This window comes from Pseudomonas sp. TUM22785, assembly GCF_028198105.1.
GTDB classification, from domain to species: domain Bacteria; phylum Pseudomonadota; class Gammaproteobacteria; order Pseudomonadales; family Pseudomonadaceae; genus Metapseudomonas; species Metapseudomonas solani.
This window is the reverse complement of sequence record NZ_CP116239.1, coordinates 1,978,924-2,000,761: the sequence shown is the minus strand read 5'-3', so window position 1 is coordinate 2,000,761 and position 21,838 is coordinate 1,978,924. Positions and strand designations below refer to the sequence as shown.

Sequence of the window (21,838 nt, the reverse complement as noted above, 5' to 3'; positions counted from 1 at the left end):
GCAAACCAGCCTCGACTATGCTCGCAGCATGCATCCCTTCGCCGCCCTCGCCGCCCTGCCCCGCCATTTGCGCCAGAACGTCGTGCGTGACCTGGCCTGGGTGCTGCTGTCGCCGCCCCTGCTGGCCCAGGCGCCCTGGTGCCAGCGCCACCCGCTCAGCGCCAGCACCTGGGCCGCCGAGCCGGCGCGCCTGGTGGCCTGGCTGGAACAGCAGGACGCCGCGCCCGCCGAGCTGGAGCACTGGCTGAGCCAGGGCTCCAGCCGGCGCCTCGGCCTCTACTACGAGCGCCTCTGGCAATTCGCCCTGGCCCGGGCACCAGGCATCCGCCTGCTGGGTGCCAACCTGCCGGTGCGGGTGGCCGGCCAGACCCTCGGCGAACTGGACCTGCTGCTGCAGGATGAGGAAGGCGTCCACCACCTGGAGCTGGCCATCAAGCTCTACCTGGGGCCACGCCACGGCCAGGGCGAGAACGCCGCGCAGTGGCTCGGCCCGGGTAGCCTGGACCGCCTCGACCTCAAGCTGGAACACCTCGCCCAGCACCAGCTGCCACTCTCCTCCAACCCGGAATGCCGCCCGCTGCTGGAGGAGCTCGGCGCCTGGCCGGCCAGCGCCGAACTGTGGCTAGGCGGCTACCTCTTCTACCCCTGGCCCGGTGACTGCACCGCCCCCCTGGGTGCCCACGGCGAGCACCTGCATGGACGCTGGCTGCGACGCAGCGACATCACCGACTTTCTCGCTCAAAGCACCGAGGCCGTCTGGCAACCCCTGGAGCGCCAATCCTGGCTGGCGCCCGCGCTGTGCGGACCTGCGGACCTCTGGCCTCGCGAGCGGTTGGAGCACTGGCTGCTGGAACTCCCCGCAGACGCTCCCGCGCGCATGCTGGTAAGCCTGGAGGATGCGGGGGAACGATGGGAAGAGCGGGAGCGGGTGTTCCTGGTCAGCGATCGTTGGCCGCAGACGGTGGGAGGCTGAGAGCGAGAAGCTGGAAGCTGGAAGCTGGAAGCTTGCCAGTATGTAGGCCAGGAGCAACCCGACAGCTATTCGCGAGCAGAGCTCGCTCCTGCGGCAAGCGAGCCCGGCCTGCACCCGTGGGAGCGAATTCATTCGCGAAGAGGTGAGCCCAAGCCGGGTTTACCGGCTGCGCTCGGTCCGCCCGCCGGAACGGGCCAGATAGCCGGCGCCGTCTTCACAGAGCAAGGCATCGCGCTGCACGGCGGGAAGCGCATCCAGGCCATCGCGCAGGGCATAGGCCTTGAAGCCCAGTTGGGAGAGGAGGAACAACGCGCTGGCGCTGCGCTTGCCGCTGTCGCAGTAGCACAGGTAGGCCTTCTCGCGGTCGAGCAGGCGCGCCTTCAGGCGCAGCAGGTGCAGGGGCATGTTCAGCGCCTGGGGGGCATGGGCGCGTTCGTATTCGTCCTGCAGGCGCACATCCAGCCATTGGCCGCCAGCGGCCAGCAGACGCGACGCCTCGCCGAGGGAGACTTCGTCCACCACAGGCGCCTTGAGCAGGGCAAAGAAGTCCTGGCGATCCAGGCGCAGCACCACGCCGTCTTCGAGCAGGGTGACGGTGGCGTTGCGCGGCCGGTCGGAGAGCAACGCCTCCTCGCCGAAGCAGGCACCCACTTCCAGCTCGGCGAGCACCTGATGCTCGCTGCCGGCACCACGGATCACCTCGGCGCGGCCCGATTGCAGGAAGTAGCAGCAATCCCCCGCTTCGCCCTCGCGCAGCACTTCGCTGCCGGCGGGCATCTCGACGCGCTGCAGGCGCGCCACCATCTCCTGCACGTTGGCCGGCGGCACCTTGGCGAACAGCGGGTTCTCCAGCAGGCGCTCCAGCCATTCCTGGTCGCCGTCCGGGTCCAGTTGCAGGAGCAGATCCTGGTAAGCCGAGCGCCAGGTGATCAGGCGCGCCAGGGTGGCGCTGTCGATGGCCAGCACGCTGACTTCGGTCAGCGCCAGGGCTTCCTGCAGGCGCGGCAGGCTGGGGGACAGCGGATGGCAGCTGGCTTCGCTGCCGGCGACCAGGCGCTGCTCGCTGCCATCGGCATCGCGCAGCTGCAGTTCACCGGCCAGCAGGTAATAGGTCAGCCGCGCCTGGTCGCCCCGGCGGAACAGGGCCTGGCCGGCGAGCAGCGGCTGCGGTACCAGCTGGCTGCGCAGCTCGCGCCACTGCTGCTCGGACAAGGCATTGAGCGGCGTCAGGCTGCGCAGTTGGTCCGGATTGAGCGGTTCGGTCATCCCATCATCCTGAGGAATCAGCTGAGGTGGCAGTGTAGCCAGCCAGTTGCAACAGGCGCGGCAACATGGCTCGACGGCCTTGCAGGCCACCGGTATGCAACATGATCACGCGACTGCCGGCGGCAAGGTAACCGGCCTCCACGTACTGGCGCAACGCTATTAACGCCTTGGCGGTGTAGAGCGGGTCCAGCTCGATGCCGGTGCGGGCCTCGAAGTCGAACAGCGCCGTCGCCAGCTCGGCATCCACCCGGGCGAAACCGCCACGGCTGGCGTCCAGCAACCGATAGCCGGTATCGGTGGCGCCGGCCTCAGCCAGCAACGCCCGCACCTGCTCGGCGACGCCATGGTCGGGCGGCACCGCCAGGGCACCGAACACCGGGTGGCGCCCGCTCTCCCCCAGCACCAGGCCGGCCAGGGTGGTGCCGGTGCCGGCCGCCAGCCAGAGCGCGTCGTAGTCATCCCAGCCGAGGCTCGGCAATTGTTGGTTGATCATCGTCACCAGCGGTGCGCAGCCCAGGGCGCCCGGCAGGCCGCCGCCCCCTTCGGGCACCTGGACGAAGCCCGGATAGCGCGCCGTCCAGGGCTCCCAGAACCCCGGCAGGTTACGTGCGCGGTAACCGCCATAGCCGAGCCAGTGCAATTCCATGCCCAGCTCGCGCAGGTCGCTCACCGTCGGCGTCTCCACGGGTTCGCCACGCAGCAAACCGACACAGGGGAAACCGAAACGCCGCCCCGCCGCCGCCAGGGCATGCAGGTGATTGGAATGGGCGCCGCCCAGGCTGATCACGCCCTCGGCGCCCTGTTCGGCAGCACGGGCCAGGTGGGGCGCCAGCTTGAACCACTTGTTGCCGCTCACCAGCGGGTCGATGCGCTCCAGGCGCAATAAAGCGAGGCTCACCGACGCGCGGTCGAGCCAATCGAGACGGATGGGGTCGAGGCTGGCGCTGGGCGTCCAGTCGGGCAAGCGAAGGGGCAAGGCGGAGTCCGGCAACGGAGCGGTGAAGAGCGGCAGGATACGGCAGGCGCCGCCCCGCCGCGAGATCAACTGACGGTGCGCAGGCGGCTGCTGGCCTTGTGGCGCGCGCAGCAGTTGGAATCACCGGCGACGAAGCGGCTGGGCGAATCCACCCGGTCGATGGGCATGGAGCAACGCTCGCCGCTGGGCAGGGCCGCTTCGCAGGTGGGTTGCTGGTAGTGGGTCAGCCACTGGCGGTACTGGGCTTCGGAGACGAAGCACTTGGACGCCGCGTAGGCCAGCGGGTTGTCCTGGTAGCGGGCGACATCCTGCAGCGGGATGGTCAGGTGCCCGGCGCCCGGGTGATAGACCACGAAGACCACGCCGAGACGGGCCAGGCGCTCGAGGATCTGGTCGCCCCCCTGGTTCACCAGTTGCTCGCGTTCCTGCTTGAGGCGGTCGATCTCCTGCTGCAGCTGGGCGTCCAGCTCGTTGCGGTAGGCGAGCTCGACATCGCGGATGGCGATCTGCTCCTTGTAGTCCATCACCGCAGCGGCGATCTTGGCCTGCATCTCGCTGTCGAACTGCGAGCGCAGGATGTCCACCTCGGTGCGGCCGTGACGCTCCAGCGCACGCAGCTGCTGGCTCATTTCCTCGCGGGACTTCTGGAAGCCGTCGGTCTGGGTGAGCAGCTGGCGCTTGAGGTCGGCGTTGAGTTCTTCCTGCTGACGCAGGTTCTGCTGCAGGCCCTGGATCTGCTCCTGCAGGCTGCGCGCCTGTTCTTCGGCGGAGAGGCGGTATTTGGCCAAAGCCTCTTCGTTCTGCTGGCCGAGGCTGGCGATGCGCAGGCGCTGCTGCTTGATCAGCTGCGCGGTCTTCAGGCGATGTTCCTGCTCCAGCTTCTGCGCCAGTTGCTCGGCCACTTCGGCGGACGCATCCGGCGGCGCGTACCACTTGTCTTCGGGGGCCATCTGCAGGCGCTGGGGCTCGACCGCCTGGGGCTGGTCGTCCTCCACCATCAGGCCGAGGCCGTTGCGCTTGACCGTATCCCGGACCAGGGCCAGGTCATTGCTGCCCGGGGCCAGGTTCGGGTCCCACATGTGCATCTGGTGCCAGGACACCGGGCACTGGCTGCGGCAGGCGAGGCGGATCGGCCCGGCACCCAGGTCGGGGCCACGGCCGGCGCGCTCGGCGAGGTGACGCAGGGGCATGTTCCAGCCGGTGTCGGCCTGGCCCTTCTCATCGAAGTCCAGGTAGAAGAACACCAGGGAACGGACCAGCAAACGGGGGTTGATCAGCACATACGCCAGGCGCATCTGCTCATCGGCGTACTCGGGCATGTTCACCACACCGTCGAGCATCGCCTCGAATTCGGGGAAGAGCATTTCCTTGCAGACGCCACGCTCATTGAAGAACAGCACGGCTTCAACCATCTGCGGCTTGTTCTGCATGCTCATCGGTTTCCCTCTAGGCCAACGCGGTGAGTCCCTGGGCGGGACGGGTGACATTCCTGTCGGTGGTGCTACGCCTGGGAGACAGGCGTACATCCTGATTCACGGAGTCTAGGGGAAAAAGCGCAACGGGCAATGTGACTGGGTTGGCACTCGACCCGCCCCCATCGGGGAGCGGACCGGGCGCACAGTGAAAATGTGATGGGGTTGGAGACTTTCAGCTTTTCATCGCGGCGAGATAGGGCGCCAGACGCCTTCCCATCTCCTCGCCGAGGGCGGCGAGACCGCTCATCGGGCGGATCATCACCTCGAAATCGACGATCTTGCCCTGTTCGTCGAAGCGGATCATGTCGATGCCCTTCAGCTCGCGCTCACCGACCCGGGCACTGAACTCCAGCACCACGCTGAGGCCATCGGCGCTGGCCAGTTCGCGGTGGTAGGCGAAGTCCTCGAACACCTTGATCACGGTGTTGAGGATCAGGTTCACCGCCTGCGCGCCCGGGTAGGGCGTGTGCGCCATGGGCGAGCGGAACACCGCCTGCGGGTGCAGCAGCTCGGGCAACTGGCTCAGGTCCTGGCTGGCGATGAACTGGTGCCAGCGCTGCAGGCTGGCGACCACGGCGGGATTCAATCGGGCTTCGAGGGACATCAGCTACTCCTTGTTTTTGTCAGCCTGTAAAGGGCACCTCAAAAACTACCTGCGTTGTCATCGCCTACGTTTTTAGAGATGCCCTTAAAGAGAACGCCCCGCACGAGGCGGGGCGTCTTTCCATCAGAGTTCGGCGGCGAGGCGCGAGCCCTGGTTGATGGCGCGCTTGGCGTCCAGCTCCGCCGCCACATCGGCACCGCCGATCAGGTGCACGCTCTGGCCGGCGGCGACCAGGCCGTCGTGCAGCTCGCGCAGCGGGTCCTGGCCGGCGCAGATGACCACGGTGTCCACCGGCAGCACCTGCGGCTCGCCTTCGGCGATGCGGATGTGCAGGCCGGCATCGTCGATCTTCAGGTACTCGACCGCGTTGAGCATCTGCACGTTCTTGTTCTTCAGGCCGGTGCGGTGGATCCAGCCGGTGGTCTTGCCCAGGCCGTCGCCGACCTTGGATTTCTTGCGCTGCAGGAGGAACACCTGGCGGGCCGCCGGGTGCGGCTGGGCCTTGATCCCGGCAACGCCGCCACGGGCTTCCAGGTCACCATCGATGCCCCACTCCTTCCAGAACGCGTCGCGGTTCTGGCTGGTGGCCTCGCCTTCATGGGTGATGAACTCGGAGACGTCGAAGCCGATGCCGCCGGCGCCGATCACCGCGACCTTCTGGCCCACCGGCTTGCGCTGCAGGATGGCGTCCAGGTAGCTGATCACCTTGGGGTTGTCGACACCGGGGATTTCCGGGGTGCGCGGGGCGATGCCGGTGGCGAGGAGCACCTCGTCGTAGCCGCCCTTGACCAGGTCATCGACGCTGACGCGGGTGTTCAGGCGCAGGTCGACGCCGGTGGTTTCCAGCTTGCGCTTGAAGTAGCGCAGGGTCTCATAGAACTCTTCCTTGCCCGGCACGCGCTTGGCGACGTTGAACTGGCCACCGATCTCGGCGGCGGCGTCGAACAGGGTCACCTGGTGGCCACGCTCGGCGGCCACGGTGGCGGCGGACAGGCCCGCCGGGCCGGCACCGACCACGGCGATCTTCCTGGCCTGGGTGACCGGGATGTAATTGAGCTCGGTCTCGTGGCAGGCACGCGGGTTGACCAGGCAGCTGGTGAGCTTGCCGCCGAAGGTGTGATCCAGGCAGGCCTGGTTGCAGCCGATGCAGGTGTTGATCTCGTCGGCGCGGCCTTCGGCGGCCTTGTTGACGAAGTCCGGGTCGGCAAGGAAGGGGCGGGCCATGGAAACCATGTCGGCGTCGCCTTCGGCGAGCACCTGCTCGGCCACTTCCGGGGTGTTGATACGGTTGGTGGTGATCAGCGGGATCGACACCTCGCCCTTGAGCTTGGCGGTGACCTTGGTGAAGGCCGCGCGCGGCACCTTGGTGGCGATGGTGGGGATGCGTGCCTCGTGCCAGCCGATACCGGTGTTGATAAGGGTGGCGCCCGCGGCTTCGATGGCCTTGGCCAGGATGACGATCTCTTCCCAGGTGCTGCCGCCTTCCACCAGGTCGAGCATCGACAGGCGGTAGATGATGATGAAGTTCGGGCCCACGGCCTCACGCACGCGGCGGACGATCTCCACCGGCAGGCGCATGCGGTTCTCGTAGCTGCCACCCCAGCGGTCGTTGCGCTGGTTGGTATGGGCGGCGAGGAACTGGTTGATGAAGTAGCCCTCGGAACCCATGATCTCGACGCCGTCGTATTCGGCCTTCTGCGCCAGTACCGAGCAGGTGACGAAGTCCTGGATCTGCTTCTCGATGCCTTCCTCGTCCAGCTCGCGGGGCTTGAACGGGTTGATCGGTGCCTGGATGGCGGACGGCGCGACGGATTTGGGGCTATAGGCATAGCGGCCGGCGTGGAGGATCTGCATGCAGATCTTGCCACCCGCCTCGTGCACCGCCTGGGTGACGACGCGGTGCTTCTCGGCCTCTTCCTCGGTGGTCAGCTTGGCCGCACCGGAGTAGACGCCACCTTCCTCGTTCGGGCCGATGCCGCCGGTGACCATCAGGCCGACGCCGCCACGGGCACGTTCGGCGAAGTAGGCGGCCATGCGCTCGAAGCCGTTGGGCTTCTCTTCCAGGCCGGTGTGCATGGAGCCCATCAGGGTGCGGTTGCGCAGGGTGGTGAAGCCCAGGTCGAGGGGCGCGAGCAGGTTCGGGTAGGCGGAAGCGGTCATGGATGTCTCCACAGCGGGCGTTGCATTCACGGAATGCCGCAGCGTCTTGGGCCACGGTCGGTTTATGGGGCAGACGATAGTCAGCCAGCCGGGCGCGCTCAATGATCGAAAGTGACAACTTATTGATCCAAACGCACAGGGCGACTTGGCAAGCGCCATGCGCTCCCCTACCCTGACCGGCACATTCCTCGATGCCGAATCCCATGCGCAAACTGCTGATTGTCCTGGCCTCCGCCCTGTTCGCAGGCGTGCTGGTCAGCTATGCGATCTGGACCGACGAGCGCCCGGTCGGCCACTACCTCTCCGACCTGCGCAGCGAGGTCGCCCTCAACCTCGGCGAGCCCGGCGAGCGCGGTAACCTGCTGGGCATCCAGCCCGAACTCTTCGCCGCCGACTACCAGAGTGTGGACCGCCTGCGCCTGAAGCTCGCCGCCTACCTGGAGAAGGCCCGCAGCGAAGGGCTGCTCAACGAACGGACCATCGTCGTGCTGCCCGAGCACATCGGCACCTGGCTGGTGGCCGCCGGCGAGAAGAACCAGGTCTACAGCGCCCACAGCCTCGACGACGCCATGCTCTGGCTGGCGGCCGCCAACCCGATGAAACTGGCTCGCGCGCTGGTCGCGGCCGAAGGCGAACAGCGCCTGGTCGATGCACTCTTCCGCATGAAGGCGACGCGCATGGCGGGCGACTACCAGGCCCTGTTCGGCGGCCTCGCCCGGGACTTCGGCATCACCCTGGTGGCGGGCTCCATCCTCCTGCCCGAACCACGCATCGAAGGCGGCAACCTGCTCGCCGAGAGCGGCCCGCTGTACAACGTCAGCCTGGTGTTCGACCACAAGGGCCTGCCCATCGGCCAGCCCCAGCGCAAGCTCTACCCGATCCGCGACGAACAGGGTTTCACCGCCGCCGCAGGCGCCGAGCAACTCAAGGTGCTCGACACCCCGGCCGGGCGCCTGGGCGTGCTGATCTGCGCCGACAGCTGGTACCCGGCGGGCTACGCAGCACTGCGCGAACAAGGTGTGGAGCTGCTGGCGGTGCCGGCCTTCCTCAGCGGCAACGGCAGCTGGAGCAAACCCTGGAACGGCTATAACGGCGCACCGGCACCGAGCGACGTGAAGCTGCGCGCCGGCGAACTCAGCGAAGGCGAAGCCTGGCAGCGCCTGGCCATGGCCGGGCGCCTGCCGGACAGCGGTGCCCGTGCCGGGTTGACGGTGTTCCTCCGCGGCCAGCTGTGGGACCTTGGCAGCGACGGCCCCGGCCTGGGTACCGATGCCAACGGCACCCGCGTGGCCGATGCCGGGCGTGGCGCCCGGCTGTTGAACATCTGGCTATGAAGCCGACACGGGTTCGCCTCGGCGACCTCTCGGTGGGCTTCGTGCAGAACCTCGCCGACGCGGTGCGCGAGGCCGGCCAGGACCCAAGCCCCCTGCTCGCCCAGTACGGCCTGGATGCCGCGCGCCTGGCCGAGCCACGTGGGCGCCTGTCGATCCCCCGCTACATGCGCCTGGGCCATGCCGCCATGCAACTGATCGGCGACCCGGCCCTGGGCCTGCTCATGGGGCGCATCAGCCGCCTCAGCCAGGTCGGCCTCACCGGCGTCACCGCCATGCAGGCGCCCAACGTGCGCGAGGCGGCGCGAACGCTGATCCGCTTCGAACCGCTCTATGCCCACAACTACCGGGGCCAATCGAGCTTCCACGAGGACGCCGGCGGTGCCTGGCTGCGCTTCTATTCCATCAGCCCCTACAACGCCTACAACCGCTTCGTGGTGGATTCCGTGCTGGCCAGCTGGGCCTGCCAGTTCGGCGCCCTGGTGGGCCAGCCGCTGGTGGTGGAGAAGGTGGAGATCGAGTTTCCCGCCCCCGACTACGCCGAGCGCTACACGGAGCTGCTCGGCTGCCCGGTGGAGTTCGGTGCCAATGCCAATCAGCTGCGCCTGTCGCAACCGACCCTGGCCCTGCGCGGGCGCGAGCATTGCCCCAGCACCTGGCGGCAGTTGCTGGAGCTCTGTGAACAGGATCTGGAGCAGCGCACCCGCACCCGCAGCCTGCGCGAGCGCATCACCCAGTTGCTGGGGCCGTTGCTGCACGGGCGCGAACCCGATCTCGAAGAAGTGGCCGCACGCCTGCAACTGCCGACCTGGACCCTGCGGCGCAAGCTGGCCGAGGAAGGCACGCAGTTCCGCAGCATCCTCAATGACACCCGCCGCGACCTGGCCATGGCCTATATCCGCGACACCGAGCTGGCCTTCGGGGAAATCGCCTACCTGCTGGGCTTCGCCTCGGCCGAGGCCTTCCAGCGCGCCTTCAAGCGCTGGAGTGGCAGTACCCCCGGGGAATTCCGCCGCGCCCAACGCCAGGCGGGCTGATCACATCTCGGTGGCGTCGTCCGCCGGCTCCACCGCGTCCTGCTCGCTGGCGTGGAAGTCGAGAATCTCTTCCTGATAGTCATCCATCGTCGCTCTCCTTTTTCTGTCGTCCCCTGAATGAAACAAGGAACGTGCCAATAGGGTAACGAGCGCGGGTGACCGAAAAATTAATCCAGGGCAATGCCCGGTGCGATGAGCAGGTGCGAGGCGCACTTTTTTCCAGGCAAAGAAAAAACCCCCAGGTATTTCTACCTGAGGGCTTTCCTTTATATGGCGCAGCGGACGGGACTCGAACCCGCGACCCCCGGCGTGACAGGCCGGTATTCTAACCGACTGAACTACCGCTGCGTGTCGGTTGGACTTTCGTCCGATGGAACCTTTGCTTCGTCTGGCAGCGAGCGTTTCGAGCTACTCGTTACCTCATGCCTGGCCTGAACCTGACATGGAAAATATGGCGCAGCGGACGGGACTCGAACCCGCGACCCCCGGCGTGACAGGCCGGTATTCTAACCGACTGAACTACCGCTGCGCGTCGGCCGGACTTTCGTCCGAATTCACAAGGGATGGTGGGTGATGACGGGATCGAACCGCCGACCCTCTGCTTGTAAGGCAGATGCTCTCCCGGCTGAGCTAATCACCCATCGCCTTGCGAGGCGCGCAATTTACGCAGAGGGCTTACCTAAGTCAACACCCTGCTTGAAGTTTTTTCTAAAAAGCTGATTTTCGTGCCCTTCGCCAATGCTCCGTTGGCAGCGTTCCGCACTGACGACGCATGGCCCTGGGGAGACGGGTGAAGGAGCGCCGCCCACCAAGCTGGTGCACAGCCGGGGGCAGCGAGCCTCAACAGGGTGCAGGCTCAGCCGCCTACGCGCAGGGTCAGCCGTGCAGCGACCTGGCCATCCTCACCACGGTCCAGCCCGGCCTCTTCGATGCGCACACCCTGCGCTTCGAGGCCGGCGAACCAGCGCAGCAGCTTGGCGAACGCGGTGGGCTCCAGGCTGACCTGCACCTGCCCGGGGGCATCGCTGTCCATGCGCTCCACCGACAGGCCCTGCTCGGCAGCGCTGGCGGTCACCAGCCCTTGCAGGCGCTCCGGCTCGACGGTGGCCTGTGGCGCTTCCTCGGCCGCACGGGCACGGGGCGCCTGCTGCTGCATGTACTGATGCAGCGCACGCTGTTGCTCGTAATAGTCACGGGCACTGATCACCCCCAGCTGGGCCGGGCGCCAGAGGGCGAGGTAGAGCAGCACCAGCAACAGGAAGCCCCCCAGCATTGCCAGCGCCAGGCGATCCCGGGGTGGCATCGCCTTCCAGCGGGTGGCCAGGGCCGACCCTTGCCATTGCGTCTGCAGACGATCCTTGAAAGCCATGGTCATGTTCATCCCCCGATCACCAGTCGCGCACTCACGGCAGTGCCTTCACGGCTGGCCGACCCCAGTTGCACCGCGAGCCCGGCGGCGATCAATCGCTCGCGCAGGCGCTCCAGGGCATCGAACCCCGGCGCCTGCACCTGCATCGACAGGTCGCCCCGTGTGTTGCTGAAATCCAGTTGCTGCACCCGCACCTGCGCCCCCTCGGCGAGCAGGGCGTCGGCCGCCTGGTCGAGCAGGCCGAGCAAACGCCCCTGCCCCGTCGCAGTTCCGGCGGCGAGATGCTGGTCGAACTGCGCGCGCAGGTTGATCAGCTTGCTGTCCTGGGGGAACAGCTCCCGGTACAGCGCCTCGTTGGCCGCCGCATAGTTGTCGCCCTCATGGCGCAGGTGCCAGCCCTGGGCCAGGTAGAAGCCCCACTGCAGCACCACCCAGAGCCCCACCAGGGCCAGCACCGGACGCAGGAAGCGCTGGTGGCGATGTTCCTGGCGCACCTGGAATTCCGCCTGGGCCAACTCGCTGCCAAGGTGCGAGGCGAGCCATTGATAGGGTTGCGCCTGCTCCTGCCATTCGTCGATGCCTTCCAGCACCTGGCGTTCACGCGGCGCCCGGCCATGCAGCGGCAAGGCACAGGCCTCGCGCAGGTGTGGCCAATCCTCGTCCTGCAGACCGAGGCGGGCGCTTTGTTCGCCGCCCAGCAGCCAGCGGCCGTCCAGCCAGAACAGCTGGGTGCCCTCCTCCGGCAACAGGTCGGCATCCACCTGCAGGCTGGCGGGCACCGAGCCCAGCTCAGCGGCCAGGTCGACCCAGGCGCTCAACCAGCTGCGGCGCACGGCGAAAATACGATGCAGGCCATCCGGCAGCTCCCCCCCCAGTGCCAGGTGCAGGCTGTCGACGTCCTCGGCCAACAACTCTTCTACGGCGAAGGGAAGGGCCTGGCGCAACCAGCGCGCCTTTTGCGTGGGCAGGCGCGCGGCGCAGGCGGTCACCGCCTCCACCGGCAACACCAAGCGCCAATCACCGGAGAGCGCCGTTACCGCAGCGGCGAACGGCAGTTGCCGGGCATCACCGCCCTGCACCAGCCAGACCTCCAGTTCGCCATCGACGCGAGTAACCGCCGCCGCCGGCAGGAAAATACTTGCCTGCTTCATTCTTCGTCCTTTTCCTTGAGAAGGGCCGGCGGCAAGCCGCCCTGCCCCATGTCGCGGGAAAGCACCCGCACGCGGCCGTCGTTGCCACGCTGCAGGGTGCTGACCAGTACCTGGCGTCTTCCGCCAAGGTGCACTTCGCTGGTCACCCGGAAATATTCGCTGCCCACCGCCAGCCCTTGTGCCTCCATGCCCATGCCGGCCAGGGCGGATTGCCCCAGGAAGGCGTCCAGGGTCTGGAAGCCGGCCTTGCCGCGGGCCGCCACCAGCGCCTCACCCACGCTGGGCGTCAGGGTGTCGGCCAGGCTGGAAAGCACTATCGCGCCCGCGGTGTTGACGTTGAGCGTGGCATTGTCCGGCAGCGCTGCGACGTAAGGCAGCAGGCGACGATAGTCCGCCTCGGTCATGCCTGCCAGCAGGCGCAGTTCGGAGACATCCGCCATGGCGCGGTTGGCTGCCCGGTAGGGCGGCTGGTTGAGCAGGTATTCGTTGTCTTCGGCGCCGTTGGCACCGGTGGGCTCCTGGTCCTTGTCGAGCCAATCCACCAGACGCTCGGCATAGGGCGCCTCGATCTGCAGGCGCAGCAGCAGGCGGCGGAACTGCAGCAGCGACTGCTCGCTGACCTTGCCCTGGCGCACCACGGAATTGAGGTTGAAGCGCGCGGTGGCGTCATCGATGCGCACCAGCAGTTCGCCGCCATCGTCCAGGGGGAAGTTGTTCAGCGGCCGGGCCCAGGCCTCGCCCAGGTGATCCACCGGCGTGCGCGGGTCACCGGCGCGCAGGTCGCGGAGCAGCATGCCACGGGCCAGCGCCTCGCCGCCCAAGGCGTACTGCAGGGCCTGGCGCGCATGCAGCTGGTTGGCGCTGGAACGGATCGCCAGCTGCTGCCGGGCGATCATCCCGGCACAGACGACGGTCACCACGGCCACCACCAACAGCACCGTGATCATGGCCATGCCCCGTTGCCGCATCATGGCGTACCGCCTTCGTCAGCCGGCACGTCGCCGCCGCCGTCATCATTGTTGTCGTCACCATTGGGCACCTGGGGCTGTTGCTGCGGAGGCTCGTCCACCAGGCGCAGCACCCGGCGCAGCTCGCCGTAGCGGCGATGCTCGAGGGTCAGTTCGATGGCCCGGGGCAACTTCTCCAGGCTCTTGTCGCCGGTCTCGCCGTCGGCGGGCCAGACCTCCACCCAGTTGTCGGACTTGTCTAGGTAACGCAGCTTCAGGCGGGTCACCCCGTCCAGTGCCTGCTGCACTTGCGGCTGGCTGTCCTGGGCCTGGTCGAGCACCGTCCAGTAGCGCCGCTCGAGCTTCTCCCCGGAGAGCTGCCAGCGCACCCGCTGCATGCGTGAGCGCGGTGCGCCAAGGGGGTTGCGCCAGCCGCCACGGCTCAGCTCGACGCTGTCGTTGTCGCCGCTCTCGCCCACCAGTGCGCCGCGCCATTCGCCATAGGCGTCACGCACCGGTCGCGGATTCACCTGCTGCAGGTCGCGCTCGATGGCGGCCATGGCCCGCACCAGCTCACGCAGTTGCTGCTCCTGGGCGCGGGTGGCGCGGTCGCTGGCGAGCACGCTGTCGAGCATGCGGTAGGTGCCCAGGGCCAGCAGCGCGAAGATGGCGATGGCGATCAGCAGTTCCAGCAGGGTGAAGCCGGCGCTGCGCTTCATTGCTGGGTCTCGATGAAGCCGACCAGGCGCGCGGCGGCGCGGTCTTCCAGCTTGCCCCGGGGGCCGCGGTCGTTGCGCTGGGCGACCCAGAGGGTGGCGCGGCGCAAAGCCGGGTCGGAGGTGGCATCGACCTGGCTCTGCCACTCCCAGCGGCGCCCGGCGAAATCCAGCTCACCCTGGTCACGTCCCTCGCTCGGCGGCGTGGCGGCGAGCTGCATCTCGGCCAGGCGGTTGTCGGCGATCCACATCGCCAGGGTCTTGTCTTCCAGGCGTGCGGCGTTCTGCAGGCTGCGCGCGCTGGTGGCCAGCACCGAGGCGGCGACCACGGCGAAGATCGCCAGGGCCACCAACACTTCGAGCAGGGTGAAACCGCGCTGGGCCTTCATCCTGCCCGCCCCTTGCCGGCCAAGGCTTCGACCTTGGGCAGGCGGAAGCCGTCGCTGCTCATCTGCAGGCGCACACCGTCCTTGCGACGCTCCCCCAGTTCCAGGCGGAAAGGGCTGAGTTCGCCACTGGAGAGGATCAGCAATTGCGGTGCACGGGGTTGTTCCTTGGGTTTCTCGTCGTCATCGGCCACCGGGCTGGGCAATGCCAGCGCGGCGCCTTCCAGCTCGAACTTGAGCTCGGCCCAGGCCGGCAGCTTGTGGCTTTCTTCCCCCACTTCCTGCCAGCGGGCCTTGGCTTCGTCGAAGCGCAGCACGCGGTAGCCATCGGCGTCCAGGCGCAGGCCGTATTCGCGGTTGTCGAGCACGGCTTCGTCCACCAGTACGCCAATCAGCCCGGCCAGGCGCTCGGCTTCGTTGTTCAACTCACGGGAGGGGCCGGCCACGCCGGTGCTGAGCACCGCCAGCCCGACGAGGCAGCCGATGATCACCAGGACCACCAGCAGCTCGATCAGGGTGAAGCCGCCCTGCCCCTTGGCGGGCGGGCAGCCTGGGCAGCGCGACCGTGGGGGCATCAGTTTTCCCAGTTACCGATATCGGCATCGGCGTCGGTGCCGCCTTCCTTGCCGTCGGCGCCGAAGGAGTACAGGTCATAGGGGCCCTTGGTGCCGGGGGCCAGGTACTGGTAGGGGTTGCCCCAGGCGTCGACCGGCAGGCGCTTGAGGTAGCCATCCTTGTTCCAGTTCTTCGGCTGCGGGTTGCCGCTGGGCTTCTTCACCAGCGCTTCCAGGCCCTGCTGGGTGCTGGGGTAGGCGAAGTTGTCGAGCTTGTACATGTCCAGCGCGGCGCCGATGGCCTTGATGTCGCCCTTGGCGACCGTGACTTTGGCCTGGTCCGGGCGGTTCATCACCTGGGGCACCACCAACGCGGCGAGAATGCCGAGGATGACCACCACCACCATGATTTCAATGAGCGTAAAGCCCGACTGTTTGCGGCGCAGTTTCACGCGATTACCCCACGAGTTGGTTGAGAGAAAGGATCGGCAGGAGGATGGCGAGGACGATGACCAGCACCACCGCGCCCATGAACACCAGCATGAAGGGCTCGAACAGCCCCACCAGCAGCGCGATCTGCGCACCCAGGTCGTTCTCCTGGTTGCGCGCGGTACGGGCCAGCATCTGGTCCAGCTCGCCGGAGCGTTCACCGCTGGCGATCATGTGCAGCATCATCGGCGGGAACTGACCGCTGGCCTCCAGCGCGCGGGTCAGGCTGCCGCCTTCGCGCACCTTCTGCGCGGCCAGTATCACGTCGGTGCGGATCACCCGGTTGGCGATCACCTCGGCACCGATACCCAGCGCCTCCACCAGCGGCACGCCGCTCTGGGTGAGGATCGCCAGGGTGGAGGCGAAGCGCGCGGTGTCGGTGGCGCGAACCAGGCCGCCCACCAGCGGAATGCGCAGCACCAGGCCATGCCAACGGGCGCGTATCGCCTCCTCGCGCAGCGCCACGCGGGCACCGATGAAGGCGGCGATGGCGAGCAAGGCCGCCAGCCAGCCCCAGTGCTTGACCAGGTCGCTGAGGGCGATGAGGCCTCGGGTGAGCAGCGGCAGGGTCTGCCCGGAATCGATGAACACGCGCACCACGTCCGGGACCACGTAGCCCAGGAGGAAGGAGACGATGCCGAGGGAGGCGCACATCAGGATCACCGGGTAGAGCAGCGCGAGCTGGATCTTCTGCCGCGACTGCTGGCGCTGCTCGGTGTAGTCGGCCAGTTGTTCCAGCACTGGGCCGAGGTGGCCAGCGTGCTCCCCCGCCGCGACTGTGGCGCGGTACAGCTCGGGGAAGGCGGCGGGAAACTCGCGCAGGCTGCCGGCCAGGCTGTGACCTTCCAGCACCCGGGCGCGTACCGCCAACAGCATCGACTGGATGCGCGGCGAGGTGGATTGGGCCGCAGCGGCGCGCAGCGCTTCCTCGATGGGCAGCGCGGCCTGCACCAGGGTCGCCAGTTGCCGGGTGACCAGCGCCAGGTCGCGGGCGGACAGGCCACGGGTAAAACCAAGACGGCCACCGCTGGCGGCCTGTTCGCGGGTGCGGGTGGCCTTGACCTCCAGGGGTGCCAGCTGTTTTTCACGCAGCAGCTGGCGCACCTGACGGGCACTGTCGGCTTCCAGCACACCCTTCTGCGGACGCCCACGGGCGTCGAGGGCGAGGTATTCGAAGGCGGCCATTATTCTTCCTGGGTCACGCGCAGAACCTCTTCCACCGTGGTCACGCCTTCGAGCACCTTGCGCTTGCCGTCATCGCGGATGCTGGGGCCGAAACGGCGGGCGTGGCGGGTCATTTCCTGCTCCGCCGCGGAGTTGTGGATCAGGCTGCGCATGTGGTCGTCGAAGACCACCAGTTCGTAGATACCGGTACGGCCGCGATAGCCCTGCTGATGGCATTCGGGGCAACCACGGGCGTGGTAGAGGGTCGGCGGTGCCGCCGGGTCGACGCCCAGCAATGTGCACTCGGCGGCATCGGCGCTGTAGGGCACCTTGCAGTGGTTGCAGAGCACGCGCACCAGGCGCTGGGCCAGCACGCCGAGCAAGGAGGACGACAGCAGGAAGGGCTCGACGCCCATGTCCACCAGACGGGTGATGGCGCCGATGGCACTGTTGGTGTGCAGGGTGGAAAGCACCAGGTGACCGGTGAGGGACGCCTGGACGGCGATCTCGGCGGTTTCGTGGTCGCGGATCTCACCCACCATCACCACGTCCGGGTCCTGGCGCAGGATGGCGCGCAGGCCGCGGGCGAAGGTCATCTCCACCTTGGCGTTGACCTGGGTCTGGCCGATGCCTTCCAGGTGATATTCGATGGGGTCTTCCACCGTCAGGATGTTGCGGGTGCGGTCGTTGAGGGTGACCAGGCTGGCGTAGAGCGTGGTGGTCTTGCCCGAGCCGGTGGGGCCGGTGACCAGCAGGATGCCGTGGGGCTTTCGCACCGTGGCCTCCATCAGCTCGCGGTCACGCGCGCTCATGCCCAGGTGCTGCAGGGTCAGGCGCCCGGCCTGCTTGTCCAGCAGGCGGAGTACCACGCGCTCGCCGTTGGCGGAGGGCAGCGTGGAGACGCGGATATCCACCTCGCGGCCAGCAACGCGCAGGGAAATACGGCCGTCCTGGGGCACGCGTTTTTCGGCGATGTCCAGCTTGGCCATGACCTTGATCCGCGACACCAGCAGCGCCGCCAGCTCGCGCTTGGGTTCGAGCACCTCGCGCAGGATGCCGTCGACGCGGAAGCGCACCACCAGGCGTTTTTCGAAGGTCTCCAGGTGGATGTCCGAGGCGTTCTCGCGGATCGCCTCGCCGAGGATGGCGTTGATCAGGCGGATGATCGGCGCATCGTCCTCCTGCTCCATCAGGTCGGTGGTCTCGGGCATCTGCTCGGCCAGCGCGGCCAGGTCGAGGCTGCCGCCGAGGTCTTCGGCCAGTTGCATGGTGGCGGAGGAGTCGTGCTGGTAAGCCTGGGCCAACGCCTGGTCGAACGATTCGACCGGCAACGGCCGGAATGGCAGCGAGCGGCCGACGAAGCGACGCGCCTCGGCCAGGGCCACCAGTTCGGCGCCTTGGCGATGGGCCAGACAGGGCTCGACGCCATCCTGCAGGAAGACGCCGTGACGCTTGGCAAAGCCGAACGGCAGGCGCCGCAGAGGCGCCTCGATCGAAGAGTTCATCCGTGTAATGCCTTCATGAATTCACCGGGGCAATTATCACAACGCTGTCTGACCGTTGTGCAGCAGATCCCTGCCATTTTCTTGTCGTTGTGATCGGGCACGCACGCAAACCCGTAAAAAAACCGGAATATCTTTAGCACATAGACCTCCGCGATACACCTGCTGTCGGGTTGTAGCGTGAATGCGTCGTACTGCTATGATTCAGAGCTTTCGCCGAATCAGAAAATCAAGAACAACTCGCGGAGACCCCCACTTGCCCACAACTGGTGCTCGACACTGGCTGCAACAGCATTCGCCCGCGCTTCTGGGCGCGGGCTTGGTGATTGCCATGAGCCTGAGCCTCGCCTGGCAATCCGCCGACTGGATCAGATTGCTCCGCAATTCCCCCGATACCAGCAGTGACCCCACCAGCACGGCGGTGGTTCCAGCCAGCCTGGAACGCCTCGAACCGCTGTTCGGTCCGAACCGCGCGCAGAGCGATGCGCCACCACCAGCGACCAACCTGCGCCTGACCCTGCTGGGCAGCTTCATCAACGCCGATGAGGCACGCTCCAGCGTGATCATCCGCAGCGAGGGCGACAAACCCAAGCGCCTGCACAGCGGTGAGGAACTTAGCCCAGGCGTGAAGCTCCATGCCATCTACCGTGATCGCGTGGAAATCGACCGGGGCGGCCGCCTCGAGACCCTGACCTTCCCCCGGGCACGCCTCGCCGTGCCCAGCTCGCCCGCCATGGAGGCGGAGCCGGCAAATGATGCTGTCAACGACCTCGGCGGCCTCCAGGAGGACAACGCCGCCGAACTGCGCGAACGCATGGAAGCACTGAGAAAACAGATGGAAGAATCCGGCGGCCTCTCGCCGGAATCACCGCCCGAACAGCCCTTGGAAAGCGAATGAATCAATGCCCACACTTCTCTCGCGCCTGAGTATCGCCCTGCTGGCCGCCGGCCTCGCTGCCGCGCCGTTGCCCTTGCTGGCCGCCGATCCGCAACCCCAGGCCGAAAACAGCCAGCAGGAAGGCTGGACCATCAACCTCAAGGACGCGGACATTCGCGAATTCGTCGACCAGGTGGCCGACATCACCGGCGAGACCTTCATCGTCGATCCCCGGGTCAAGGGCCAGGTCAGCGTGGTGTCCAAGGCGCCGCTGAACCTGTCCGAGGTCTACCAGCTGTTCCTTTCGGTGATGGCCACCCACGGCTTCACCGTGGTCACCCAGGGTGACCAGGCCCGCATCATCCCCAACGCCGAGGCCAAGGCCGAAGCCGAAGGCGGGCCGGCAGCGCCGGACAAGCTGGAGACCCGGGTGATCCAGGTCCAGCACACACCGGTGACCGAGCTGATCCCGCTGATCCGCCCACTGGTGCCGCAATACGGCCACCTGGCGGCGGTGACCTCGTCCAACGCCCTGATCATCAGCGACCGCAGCGCCAACATCGCGCGCATCGAAAGCCTGATGCGCCAGCTGGACCAGAAGGGCGACCGCGACTACACCGTGCTCAACCTGCAGAACGCCTGGGTGATGGACGCCGCCGAGGTGCTCAACAGCGCCGTCAGCCGGGGCCAGGCCAAAGGCACCAACGCCGCCCAGGTGATCGCCGATGCCCGCACCAACCGCCTGATCATCGTCGGCCCGCCCTCGGCGCGGGCCAAGCTGGTGGCGCTGGCGCAGTCCCTCGACACCCCGACCTCGCGCTCGGCCAATACGCGCGTCATCCGCCTGCGCCACAACGACGCCAAGGCCCTGGCCACCACCCTGGGCGAGATTTCCGAAGGCCTGAAGACCCCGGAAGGTGGCGGCGAGCAGCAAGGCAAGCCACAGAACATCCTGATCCGCGCCGATGAGAGCCTCAACGCCCTGGTGCTGCTGGCCGAGCCGGATACGGTCAACGCGCTGGAAGACATCGTCCGCCAGCTCGACGTGCCCCGAGCCCAGGTGATGGTGGAAGCCGCCATCGTGGAAATCTCTGGCGATATCACCGACGCCCTCGGCGTGCAGTGGGCCGTGGATGCCCGCGGCAAGACCGGCGGCCTCGGCGGGGTCAACTTCGGCAACACCGGGCTCTCGGTGGGCACCGTGCTCAACGCCATCAAGGACGAAAAGCTGCCCACCACCCTGCCCGATGGCGCCATCATCGGCATCGGTACCGACCACTTCGCCGCGCTGGTGACCGCGCTCTCGGCCAACAGCAAGAGCAACCTGCTGTCCACGCCGAGCCTGCTGACCCTGGACAACCAGAAGGCGGAGATCCTCGTGGGCCAGAACGTGCCGTTCCAGACCGGCTCCTACACCACCGATGCGGCCGGGGCTAACAACCCCTTCACCACCATCGAGCGCAAGGACATCGGCGTCACCCTCAAGGTCACCCCGCACATCAACGAGGGCGCCACCCTGCGCCTGGAGATCGAGCAGGAAATCTCCTCCATCGCCCCCAGCGCCACGCTCACTGCCCAGGCGGTGGACCTGATCACCAACAAGCGCTCGATCAAGAGCACCATCCTCGCCGAGGACGGCCAGGTGATCGTGCTCGGCGGCCTGATCCAGGACGACGTCACCACCACCGACTCCAAGGTGCCGCTGCTCGGTGACATCCCCCTCCTCGGCCGCCTGTTCCGCTCCACCAAGGACAGCCACGTGAAGCGCAACCTGATGGTGTTCCTGCGCCCGACCGTGGTCCGCGACCGCGCCGGGCTGGCCGCACTCTCGGGCAAGAAGTACAGCGACATCCGCGTGCTCGGCGACCAGACCGACAAGGAAAGCCGCCCGAGCATCCTGCCGCGCACGCCGGCGCAGCTGTTCGACGGCGGCCAGGGCACCCCGGCCATCGATGTGCGCCCGCCGGAGGCTCCGCTGCCCTGAGGGGACGCAGAAAAGCGAACGGGCGGCAGTGCCAGGCACTGCCGCCCGTTTTCGTTTTGGGGAATGGAGCGTGGAGCGGTGGGCTGAACCCTACTAAGCGGATCAGTCCAGGTAGATCATCTTGCGGGTCATGCCGCCGTCGACCAGGAACTCCTGGCCGGTGACGAAGCCGCAGCCGTCCGAGAGCAGCCAGGCGACCATGGAAGCGACATCCTCCACCTTGCCGACACGGCCGGCCGGGTGCTGGTCGTGATCCCATTCCGACAACGGCGCCTCTTCACGGGCGGCGCGGTCGCGGGAGTCGATCCAGCCGGGGCTGACCACGTTGACGCGGATGTCCGGCCCCAGGCTGATGGCCAGCGCGTGGGTCAGCGCCACCAGCCCGCCCTTGCTCGCGGCATAGGCTTCGGTATCGGCTTCGGACTGATGGGCGCGGGTCGAGGCGATGTTGACGATGGCCCCGCGATGCCCACGCAGGTAGGGCGCGCAGTGCTTGGCCAACAGCATCGGGCCGGTGAGGTTGACCGACAGGGTGCGGTTCCACTGCATCAGTTCGAGGCTTTCCAGCGGCGCGCCATGGGCTTCGGCGACGCCGGCGTTGCACACCAGCGCGTCGAGCCGGCCGAACTGGCCGAGGACCTCGGCAACGCCCACGGCGACCTGGCTTTCATGGGCCACGTCCATGCCGACGAACCAGGCGTTGCCGCCCAGTGCCTTGGCCACCTTGCTGCCCCGAGCACGGTCGATATCCGCGAGCACCACCTGCCAGCCTTCGGCGATCAGCCAAGCGGCGATGCCCAGGCCGATGCCACGGGCCGCGCCGGTGACCAGCGCGACCTTGCCGTTATGGGCAGGCGCCGATTCCATGGACCAGTCG

21 protein-coding genes and 3 tRNA genes are annotated in these 21,838 nt (G+C 67.4%); 5 read left to right on the top strand and 19 right to left on the bottom strand.

Annotated features, from left to right (window positions below; translation table 11 throughout):
- The first annotated feature begins 28 nt into the window (after window positions 1–28).
- The gene (locus PI990_RS09415; RefSeq protein ID WP_271660455.1) at window positions 29–973 is read left to right on the top strand and encodes a DUF1853 family protein; all 945 of its coding nucleotides are present in this window, start codon (window positions 29–31) and stop codon (window positions 971–973) included.
- 159 nt (window positions 974–1,132) lie between these two features.
- Here PI990_RS09415 and PI990_RS09410 read toward each other — a convergent pair whose 3' ends face one another.
- The 5 genes from PI990_RS09410 to PI990_RS09390 form a co-directional block, all read right to left on the bottom strand.
- Entirely contained in the window at window positions 1,133–2,239 is a 1,107-nt protein-coding gene (locus PI990_RS09410; RefSeq protein ID WP_271660454.1) for a cyclic nucleotide-binding domain-containing protein, read from the bottom strand.
- A 4-nt stretch (window positions 2,240–2,243) separates the two neighbouring features.
- Window positions 2,244–3,215, bottom strand: coding sequence for a 1-aminocyclopropane-1-carboxylate deaminase/D-cysteine desulfhydrase (locus PI990_RS09405; protein WP_271660453.1), 972 nt, complete (start codon window positions 3,213–3,215; stop codon window positions 2,244–2,246).
- 65 nt (window positions 3,216–3,280) lie between these two features.
- Complete coding sequence (locus tag PI990_RS09400; RefSeq protein WP_263403359.1) at window positions 3,281–4,651, bottom strand: chromosome partitioning protein ParA; 1,371 nt, start codon at window positions 4,649–4,651, stop codon at window positions 3,281–3,283.
- Between the two features lie 211 nt (window positions 4,652–4,862).
- Window positions 4,863–5,294 carry a nuclear transport factor 2 family protein gene (locus PI990_RS09395; protein ID WP_271660452.1) on the bottom strand — a complete coding sequence of 144 codons (432 nt, stop codon included), beginning with the start codon at window positions 5,292–5,294 and terminating at the stop codon, window positions 4,863–4,865.
- Window positions 5,295–5,417: 123 nt separating this feature from the next.
- On the bottom strand, window positions 5,418–7,454 hold the full coding sequence (locus tag PI990_RS09390) for an NADPH-dependent 2,4-dienoyl-CoA reductase (protein WP_184490680.1): 2,037 nt from the start codon (window positions 7,452–7,454) through the stop codon (window positions 5,418–5,420).
- Window positions 7,455–7,657: 203 nt separating this feature from the next.
- On the opposite strand from PI990_RS09390, the gene PI990_RS09385 reads away from it, so the two are divergent.
- Entirely contained in the window at window positions 7,658–8,788 is a 1,131-nt protein-coding gene (locus PI990_RS09385) for a carbon-nitrogen hydrolase family protein (protein ID WP_271660451.1), read from the top strand.
- Window positions 8,785–9,822: an AraC family transcriptional regulator gene (locus tag PI990_RS09380; protein WP_271660450.1), complete on the top strand. Its 1,038-nt coding sequence runs from the start codon at window positions 8,785–8,787 to the stop codon at window positions 9,820–9,822. The genes PI990_RS09385 and PI990_RS09380 overlap by 4 nt, the downstream gene beginning before the upstream one ends.
- On the opposite strand, the gene PI990_RS09375 is transcribed toward PI990_RS09380, so the two are convergent.
- The 13 genes from PI990_RS09375 to gspE form a co-directional block, all read right to left on the bottom strand.
- Complete coding sequence (locus tag PI990_RS09375) at window positions 9,823–9,948, bottom strand: hypothetical protein (RefSeq protein WP_265167956.1); 126 nt, start codon at window positions 9,946–9,948, stop codon at window positions 9,823–9,825. It lies immediately after the preceding gene.
- Window positions 9,949–10,093: 145 nt separating this feature from the next.
- Window positions 10,094–10,170 (bottom strand) — tRNA-Asp (locus PI990_RS09370).
- 104 nt (window positions 10,171–10,274) lie between these two features.
- A tRNA-Asp gene (locus PI990_RS09365) sits at window positions 10,275–10,351 on the bottom strand.
- Window positions 10,352–10,386: 35 nt separating this feature from the next.
- Window positions 10,387–10,462: transfer RNA gene (locus tag PI990_RS09360), tRNA-Val, on the bottom strand.
- 216 nt (window positions 10,463–10,678) lie between these two features.
- Window positions 10,679–11,197: a type II secretion system protein M gene (locus PI990_RS09355; RefSeq protein ID WP_184490677.1), complete on the bottom strand. Its 519-nt coding sequence runs from the start codon at window positions 11,195–11,197 to the stop codon at window positions 10,679–10,681.
- 2 nt (window positions 11,198–11,199) lie between these two features.
- Entirely contained in the window at window positions 11,200–12,342 is a 1,143-nt protein-coding gene (gene gspL / locus PI990_RS09350; RefSeq protein ID WP_184490676.1) for a type II secretion system protein GspL, read from the bottom strand.
- Window positions 12,339–13,313, bottom strand: coding sequence for a type II secretion system minor pseudopilin GspK (gspK, locus tag PI990_RS09345; RefSeq protein WP_271660449.1), 975 nt, complete (start codon window positions 13,311–13,313; stop codon window positions 12,339–12,341). Before gspK ends, gspL begins: the two co-directional genes overlap by 4 nt.
- Window positions 13,310–14,008: a type II secretion system minor pseudopilin GspJ gene (gene gspJ, locus PI990_RS09340; RefSeq protein ID WP_184490675.1), complete on the bottom strand. Its 699-nt coding sequence runs from the start codon at window positions 14,006–14,008 to the stop codon at window positions 13,310–13,312. Before gspJ ends, gspK begins: the two co-directional genes overlap by 4 nt.
- Entirely contained in the window at window positions 14,005–14,394 is a 390-nt protein-coding gene (gene gspI / locus PI990_RS09335) for a type II secretion system minor pseudopilin GspI (protein WP_043243344.1), read from the bottom strand. The genes gspJ and gspI overlap by 4 nt, the downstream gene beginning before the upstream one ends.
- Window positions 14,391–14,966 carry a type II secretion system minor pseudopilin GspH gene (gspH, locus tag PI990_RS09330; RefSeq protein WP_021218560.1) on the bottom strand — a complete coding sequence of 192 codons (576 nt, stop codon included), beginning with the start codon at window positions 14,964–14,966 and terminating at the stop codon, window positions 14,391–14,393. The genes gspI and gspH overlap by 4 nt, the downstream gene beginning before the upstream one ends.
- A complete protein-coding gene (gene gspG / locus PI990_RS09325; RefSeq protein ID WP_021218561.1) occupies window positions 14,966–15,352 on the bottom strand; it encodes a type II secretion system major pseudopilin GspG in 387 nt (128 codons plus the stop codon). Before gspG ends, gspH begins: the two co-directional genes overlap by 1 nt.
- Window positions 15,353–15,401: 49 nt before the next feature.
- Window positions 15,402–16,619 carry a GspF family T2SS innner membrane protein variant XcpS gene (gene xcpS, locus PI990_RS09320; protein ID WP_271660448.1) on the bottom strand — a complete coding sequence of 406 codons (1,218 nt, stop codon included), beginning with the start codon at window positions 16,617–16,619 and terminating at the stop codon, window positions 15,402–15,404.
- A complete protein-coding gene (gspE, locus tag PI990_RS09315; protein ID WP_271660447.1) occupies window positions 16,619–18,103 on the bottom strand; it encodes a type II secretion system ATPase GspE in 1,485 nt (494 codons plus the stop codon). Before gspE ends, xcpS begins: the two co-directional genes overlap by 1 nt.
- A gap of 328 nt (window positions 18,104–18,431) precedes the next feature.
- On the opposite strand from gspE, the gene PI990_RS09310 reads away from it, so the two are divergent.
- Window positions 18,432–18,998, top strand: a complete 567-nt coding sequence (locus tag PI990_RS09310) for a type II secretion system protein N (RefSeq protein ID WP_021218564.1) — start codon at window positions 18,432–18,434, stop codon at window positions 18,996–18,998.
- A 4-nt stretch (window positions 18,999–19,002) separates the two neighbouring features.
- Window positions 19,003–20,961, top strand: coding sequence for a type II secretion system secretin GspD (gene gspD / locus PI990_RS09305; RefSeq protein WP_184490670.1), 1,959 nt, complete (start codon window positions 19,003–19,005; stop codon window positions 20,959–20,961).
- A 102-nt stretch (window positions 20,962–21,063) separates the two neighbouring features.
- Here the strand turns inward: gspD and PI990_RS09300 are convergent, their stop codons facing one another.
- On the bottom strand, window positions 21,064–21,828 hold the full coding sequence (locus PI990_RS09300) for an SDR family oxidoreductase (protein WP_021218566.1): 765 nt from the start codon (window positions 21,826–21,828) through the stop codon (window positions 21,064–21,066).
- Window positions 21,829–21,838: the final 10 nt, after the last annotated feature.